Below are 7,192 nucleotides of genomic sequence, written 5' to 3'. Positions count from 1 at the left end.
CCAAAGAACGGCGCAGGGCATCTGATAGAGTCTGCCAAACGAGCCTTATATCCAGTGCGAACAAGTCATCACTACGAACCAATTCGGGCGTTCTGCAGGCCGGTGCGCTCGGAATACTGCTGTACGAAGACAGGCGGCGCTCGCCGGGAGGTGTCATGAAGATCGCCGTTGCCAAGGAAATCGATCCGTCGGAGCCGCGCGTCGCCGCTTCGCCTGATACGGTGAAGAAGTGTAGGGCGTTGGGCGCCGAAGTCGCGGTTGAGCCGGGCGCCGGCATCAAGTCGGGCTTGCCGGATTCCGAATTCACCGCCGTGGGTGCCACCGTCAGCGCGGATGCGCTGAAGGACGCCGACATCATCATCAAGGTGAAGCGTCCCGAAGCCTCCGAGCTGTCGCAGTACAAGCGCGGCGCCCTCGTCATCGCCATCATGGACCCTTACGGCAACGAGGCCGCGCTGAAGACGATGGCCGATGCCGGCATTGCCGCCTTCGCAATGGAGCTGATGCCGCGCATCACCCGCGCGCAGGTGATGGACGTGCTGTCGTCGCAGGCCAACCTCGCCGGCTATCGCGCCGTGATCGAGGGCGCCGAGGCCTTCGGCCGCGCTTTCCCGATGATGATGACCGCGGCCGGCACCGTGCCCGCCGCAAAGGTGTTCGTGATGGGCGTCGGCGTCGCCGGCCTCCAGGCGATCGCGACCGCGCGCCGTCTCGGCGCCGTCGTGACCGCGACCGACGTGCGGCCCGCCACCAAGGAGCAGGTGGAATCGCTCGGCGCGAAATTCCTCGCCGTCGAGGACGAGGAGTTCAAGAACGCGCAGACCGCCGGCGGCTACGCCAAGGAAATGTCGAGGGAATACCGGGCCAAGCAGGCCGCGCTCACCGCCGAGCACATCAAGAAGCAGGATATCGTCATCACCACCGCGCTGATTCCGGGCCGCCCGGCGCCGAAGCTCGTCAGTGCCGACATGGTCAAGTCGATGAAGCCCGGCTCGGTGCTGGTCGACCTCGCTGTCGAGCGCGGCGGCAATGTCGAGGGCGCCAAGGCAGGCGAAGTCGTCGAGCTCGATGGCATCAAGATCGTCGGCTACACCAACGTCGCCGGCCGCGTCGCAGCCTCGGCCTCCGGCCTCTATGCCCGCAATCTGTTCGCCTTCATCGAGACCATGGTCGACAAGAAGGAGAAGAAGCTCGCCGTGAACTGGGACGATGAGCTGGTCAAGGCCACGGCGCTGACGAAAGACGGCGCCGTCATCCACCCGAACTTCCAGCCCAAATCATCTTAAATCGGGTTTAAGGAGAGCCGCCATGGAGCACGCTGCACAGGTCGTCGACCCCTTCATCTTCCGGCTGTCGATCTTCGTCCTCGCCGTCTTCGTCGGCTATTTCGTGGTCTGGTCGGTGACGCCGGCGCTGCACACGCCGCTGATGAGCGTGACCAACGCGATCTCCTCGGTGATCGTGGTCGGTGCGCTGCTTGCCGGCGGCGTCGCCAATGTCTCGAGCGGCTCGGGCTGGGCGCGCGCCTTCGGCTTCGTTGCGCTGATCTTTGCCTGCATCAATATCTTCGGCGGGTTCCTTGTCACCCAGCGCATGCTGGCGATGTACAAGAAGAAGTCGAAGTGAGCGGCCACCTCGGGCTGATGGGATCAATGGGGACCTGAGATGAGCGCCAATCTCTCTGCATTCTTGTATCTCGTGGCGGGGGTGCTGTTCATCCTGTCGCTGCGCGGGCTGTCGAGCCCGGCCTCTTCGCGCCAGGGCAATCTGTTCGGCATGATTGGCATGGCGATCGCGGTCGCCACCACGCTGGCCAACCATCCGCCGGCTGACGGTCTCGCGTGGGTGTTGGTGATTGTCGGCATCGCGATCGGCGCTGCGATCGGCGCGGTGATCGCGCGGCGGGTGCCCATGACCTCGATGCCGGAACTCGTCGCCGCCTTCCACTCGCTGGTCGGCATGGCCGCGGTGCTGGTCGCCGCCGGCGCGTTCTATGCGCCCGAGGCTTTCGATATCGGCACGCCCGGCAATATCCACACCCAGAGCCTGGTCGAAATGTCGCTCGGCGTCGCCATCGGCGCGCTGACCTTCACCGGCTCGGTGATCGCGTTCCTGAAGCTGTCGGCGCGGATGAGCGGCGCTCCGATCATCCTGCCGGCCCGGCACGTCATCAACGTCGCGCTCGCGGTGGCGCTGGTCGCCTGCATCGTCGGCCTCGTCGTCACCGGCAGCCCGGTGTTCTTCTGGCTCAACGTCATCCTGGCGCTTCTGCTCGGCGTCCTCATGATCATCCCGATCGGCGGCGCCGACATGCCGGTCGTGATCTCGATGCTGAACTCCTACTCGGGGTGGGCTGCGGCCGGCATCGGTTTCACGCTCGGCAATTCGGCGCTGATCATCACCGGCGCGCTGGTCGGCTCGTCGGGTGCGATCCTGTCCTACATCATGTGCCACGCGATGAACCGGTCCTTCATCTCGGTCATCCTCGGCGGCTTTGGCGGCGAGACCGCGGCGGCCGACGGGGCTACAGGCGAGCAGAAGCCCGCCAAGCTCGGCTCCGCGGACGATGCGGCCTTCATCATGAAGAACGCCTCCAAGGTCATCATCGTGCCCGGCTACGGCATGGCGGTGGCGCAGGCTCAGCACGCGCTGCGCGAGATGGCCGACATCCTGAAGAAGGAAGGCGTCGAGGTGAAATACGCCATTCACCCGGTCGCGGGCCGCATGCCCGGCCACATGAACGTGCTGCTGGCCGAAGCCAACGTGCCCTATGACGAGGTGTTCGAGCTCGAGGACATCAACTCCGAATTCGCGCAGGCCGACATCGCCTTCGTGATCGGCGCCAACGACGTCACCAACCCGGCGGCCGAAGAGGACAAGACCTCGCCGATCTACGGCATGCCGGTGCTCCAGGTCTGGAAGGCCGGAACGGTGATGTTCATCAAGCGCTCGCTGGCTTCGGGTTACGCGGGCATCGACAACCCGTTGTTCTACCGCGACAACACCATGATGCTGCTCGGCGACGCCAAGAAGGTCACCGAGAACATCGTCAAGGCGATGTGAACGCCACGAGCTAAACATGGTTCAGAGCCTCTCTAGTCTTGATCAAGATCAGCACGGCCGCGCCATAGATTTGAACAGCTGGCTCGCCTGATGGCCATGAGGCAATTTCATCTTGCTTGCTCGATCCGCTGCAATGCAAGCTTTCGGAGACATTGAGATGCCGCCGCCGCCCCTTTGGATCCCAGACTCGCAAGATACTCCAGACATTTCGCCTGCGACCACTTGGTTGCTGGCGATCGTGGCCGCCCTCGTCAATCTCGCTTTCGTGGCATTGGTCCTCTATTCGGCGTGAGCGCAAGCTGCGCTCTTGCGATAACGGCGACCATCTCCACGTCCCGAAATCGCATCACCTGTTCAGGGCCCAAAGCGTCCCGACGCATGAGCGTTCAATTTTTCATATCCAGCTTGAGGAGCTAGCGTGACTGCATATCGTGGGCCAGTGTTTGAGATGGCCGTAAAGCAATTCGAGGTGATCGCGAATTACCTGAGCATACCGGATGATGCGAGACCGCGCCTGTTGTTGCCGAAGCGATCTGTCACAGTATCGTGTCCAATTCACCGGGATGATGGCACCACCGCGGTGTTCGAGGGCTACCGGGTACAGCATCATTTGACGCTTGGCCCGACAAAAGGGGGCACCAGGTTCGCGCCCACAGTCGACCTCGGCGAAGTTGCAGCGCTCGCCATTTGGATGAGCTGGAAATGTGCCCTGGTCGGATTGCCGTATGGCGGGGCCAAGGGCGGCATCAATGTCGACCCCTCGACCTTGTCGAAGCGCGAGCTTGAGGCGCTTTCGCGCCGTTATATGCAGGAAATGATCCCCTTCGTTGGGCCACACACCGATGTTATGGCTCCTGACCTCGGTACGAACGAGCAGATCATGGCCTGGTTCATGGATACTTATTCGATGTACCAGGGCCAAACCGTCACCGAGATCGTGACGGGCAAGCCCGTCAGCGCTGGTGGAACGCTCGGCCGTCGTGAAGCGACAGGCCGGGGTGTGGCTCATCTGGTCAGGCGCGCTGCAGACGAGCTCAAAATCCGTCTCAATGGCTCAACCGCCGTTGTTCAAGGATTTGGAAACGTCGGTTCGATCGCCGCGCTTGAGCTGCATAACATGGGAGTGAAAGTGATCGCGGTCAGCGATCACACCGGCGCGCTCTACCGCCCTCGTGGGCTCGACATACCACAACTGGTCCGGCACGCAGCCTCGCAAGGAAGCCTTGATGGCTACTCCAATGAGCTCGCTCTGGATCCTGCAGAGATCCTGACCGTGCCGTGCGACGTGCTTGTTCCGGCTGCCGTCGAACGGGTCATCGACGCTGGAATGGCCGCTAAACTGCGCTGCCGGATCCTTGCCGAAGGCGCCAACGGACCGACCACGCCGGAAGCTGACCGAATTCTGGAAGGACGCCAGGACGAGGTGTTCGTCATTCCCGATATTCTCTGCAATTCGGGAGGTGTTGTCGTCAGTTACTTTGAATGGGTGCAGGACCTTCAGCGATTGTTCTGGGAGGAGGAGGAAGTCATGCGCCGGGAGTATCAACTCCTGGATCGTGCTTTCGAGCGTGTCCTGGCGCGAAGCAAAGGCGAAAATCTGTTCAATCGCACCGCGGCCATGGCAATAGGCGTCGAGCGTGTTCGCGGTGCCAAGGAAACACGCGGCCTGTTCCCGTAAAAACCTAGTTCTTCCCTCGCGTGGAGCCGCCGTAGGCCCCCTATGCTGCCGCTAACGAGCCACTTGAATGATGAGCCCCAACTGACCTGTGCGCTCGTCCTGATGGTCTCCTTGGCGAGCACAAATGCACCCAATCCACTGGCAGATCGGTCTGTCTGCCAGTTCGCCCTAGACTTGGCTGGGCCGTCGCCGACAAACGGCAGCGGCATGTTTAGCGTTGAGTGATAGTCTCACGTCTTACAGTTTTTCATCGGCCGCAGGATTGGCAAGCCATGCGCCATTTAAGGAAAGAAAGCATTGTTCTCAGCTCTCACACTTCGCGCGCTCTCGTTCAAACGCACCCCATTGTGGCGCTTGCTCAAGCTGCAGATTCCGGCCAGCCGAACATTCAGTGCCTCCTTGCGATTAAAGATCGGCCTGCTTGGCATTATCGCGGTCATTGCGACCGGCGCGATCTGCCTGGTCGGGCTGAACCACGCGGCGCAGGTCCAGGGTGATGCGGACGAGGCCGCTCGCGTCCGTGACCGGTTTGCGGCGCTCTCCCAGAGCTTTCTGGAATCGCAACATGTGACGACCGAATTCCTGCGTCGGCGCGACGAGGCAATGATTGAGCGCCATGCCGAGCTGCTCAAGCACGAAATGGCGATGCTCGGCGACATCGAAGGCATTGCGGCGCGATTGCCTGAGGGCGATCCTCTCAAGAGCTCTTCCGGACTGCGGAGCGGGATCGACCTCTACGCCGCTCGCTTTCAGAACATCGTCTCGGCCGAGCGCGCGCTTGGTTTTAACGCCGAGGAGGGGCTCCAGGGCGGGCTGCGCACGGCCGAGCTTCAGCTGGAAGGGCGGCTTGCCGAGCTCGACCAGCCAAGGTTGACCGTTCTCATGGAGAGGATGCGCGGGTATGAAAAGGATTTCATGCTGCACGGCGAAGAAAAATACGGCCAGGATTTTGACAAGTCTGGCGCCGAATTCGCCGGGCTGCTGGCCACCTCAGATCTCTCACCGGGTATTCGCCCCGAACTTGAGAGGCTTCTCAAGTCCTATCAAGCCGCATTTTCTGCCTTCATGTTGGTCCAGCAGTCGCTGAACGAGGAGATGGAGGATATTGCCAAGGTTTATGGCAGCCATCGACCGGCATTGGCACAGGCAATTGCAGAAGCCGATCGCCGAAGCGCCGCGGCTGGCTTGCGCGCGGCAAATGCCCGCGATCTCCTGTTTTGGCTGGTGGTTGGGGCGATGGGCCTGGTCGCGACGTTTGCGCTGCTGTTCGGCCATCGCATTGGCGGTGCCATTTCACGTATGACGGTGGCGATGCGTCGGCTTGGTGCCGGTCAGTTCGAGATTGTTCTGCCGGGTCTTGATCGTAAAGATGAGATCGGGGACATGGGACGGGCGGTCGAGGACTTCAAGCAGGGCATGCGCCTGAAGGCTGAGCGCGACCTTGCCGAACAGTTGGAACGCGACCGCCTGCAGGGCGAGCGAAGCCGCGCGGAGCTAGAGCGGCTTGCTGATGCGTTCGAGGCGGCCGTCGGTAACGTCATTCAGACGGTGGCTAACGCCTCCCGCCAGCTTGAAAGTGCGGCTCTTGGCCTCACTCAGTCGGCCAAGCACACGACCGGCGTTTCGAGCCACGTCTCGGCAGCATCCGACAGCGCCTCTTCCAATATCCAGCTCATTGCTGCCGCGACGGAACAGATGATGACCTCTGCCTCCGAAATTGGGCGGCAGGTGCAGGAATCCTCGAAGATTGCGCTGGAGGCGGTCCGCCAGGCGGCGCAGACTGACAGGCAGATCTCCGAGCTCACTGATGCGGCCGAACGGATCGGCGACGTCGTTCGGATCATTGCGCAAGTGGCACGCCAGACCAACTTGCTTGCGCTCAACGCCACGATTGAAGCCGCACGTGCGGGCGAATACGGCACCGGCTTTGCGGTGGTCGCGCAGGAAGTCAAGGCTTTGGCGGATCAGACTTCTGATGCCACCTCGCAGATTGCTGCGCAAATCGGCGCGATGCAGTCGGTCGCCCGCAAATCGGTGATTGAAATCGTTTCCATTAGCGCAACGATCGACCGCATCTCGCAGATTTCGGGTGCTGTGTCGGAGTCTGTTGAACAGCAGCTGTTGGCAACGCGCGAGATTGCGCACAACATCCAGCAGACCGCCGCGCGAACCTCGGAGGTTGCGAGCGGAATGAGCCAGGTCGCCCATGGCGCCGCAACCACGGATACAGCGGCAGGCGGCGTCCTGCAGTCGGCGCAGGCGCTGTCCAAGAGCAGTTCTGAGTTGACCGCTGAATTGAGCCGCTTCATTGCATCCTTGCGACGAGCGTGAGCGGCCCAAGCGGTCGAGCAGCCAAAATGTCCCTTGTGCAGGAACACTCAATGCAACCCGATGATCAGCGAGATGAAATGGCGCGAAAGAGCGGACTTGAGGAGATCGGTCCTACGAAAT

General features: G+C 61.9%; 5 protein-coding genes. All 5 read left to right on the top strand.

The window, feature by feature from the left end; translation table 11 throughout:
- Positions 1 to 155: 155 nt before the first annotated feature.
- Positions 156 to 1,286 carry a Re/Si-specific NAD(P)(+) transhydrogenase subunit alpha gene (locus tag I6F36_RS37470; protein WP_225173196.1) on the top strand — a complete coding sequence of 377 codons (1,131 nt, stop codon included), beginning with the start codon at positions 156 to 158 and terminating at the stop codon, positions 1,284 to 1,286.
- Positions 1,287 to 1,308: 22 nt separating this feature from the next.
- On the top strand, positions 1,309 to 1,626 hold the full coding sequence (locus I6F36_RS37465; protein WP_014492434.1) for a proton-translocating transhydrogenase family protein: 318 nt from the start codon (positions 1,309 to 1,311) through the stop codon (positions 1,624 to 1,626).
- Between the two features lie 39 nt (positions 1,627 to 1,665).
- Entirely contained in the window at positions 1,666 to 3,063 is a 1,398-nt protein-coding gene (locus tag I6F36_RS37460) for an NAD(P)(+) transhydrogenase (Re/Si-specific) subunit beta (RefSeq protein ID WP_225173195.1), read from the top strand.
- A 418-nt stretch (positions 3,064 to 3,481) separates the two neighbouring features.
- Positions 3,482 to 4,741 (top strand): Glu/Leu/Phe/Val dehydrogenase, encoded by a 1,260-nt coding sequence (locus I6F36_RS37455; protein ID WP_225130118.1) that lies wholly within the window; start codon positions 3,482 to 3,484, stop codon positions 4,739 to 4,741.
- 297 nt (positions 4,742 to 5,038) lie between these two features.
- Positions 5,039 to 7,072 carry a methyl-accepting chemotaxis protein gene (locus tag I6F36_RS37450; RefSeq protein WP_225173194.1) on the top strand — a complete coding sequence of 678 codons (2,034 nt, stop codon included), beginning with the start codon at positions 5,039 to 5,041 and terminating at the stop codon, positions 7,070 to 7,072.
- The last annotated feature ends 120 nt before the right edge of the window (positions 7,073 to 7,192 follow it).

Source organism: Bradyrhizobium sp. BRP19 (assembly GCF_020194195.1).
In the GTDB taxonomy this organism is placed as follows: domain Bacteria; phylum Pseudomonadota; class Alphaproteobacteria; order Rhizobiales; family Xanthobacteraceae; genus Bradyrhizobium; species Bradyrhizobium yuanmingense.
The sequence above is the reverse complement of the archived record's forward strand: the minus strand, read 5'-3'. Positions and strand labels throughout refer to the sequence as shown.

Coding starts and splice junctions, on each gene's coding strand:
- I6F36_RS37470 (WP_225173196.1), top strand. CDS start 156: ATGAAGATCGCCGTTGCCAAGGAAATCGATCCGTCGGAGCCGCGCGTC.
- I6F36_RS37465 (WP_014492434.1), top strand. CDS start 1,309: ATGGAGCACGCTGCACAGGTCGTCGACCCCTTCATCTTCCGGCTGTCG.
- I6F36_RS37460 (WP_225173195.1), top strand. CDS start 1,666: ATGAGCGCCAATCTCTCTGCATTCTTGTATCTCGTGGCGGGGGTGCTG.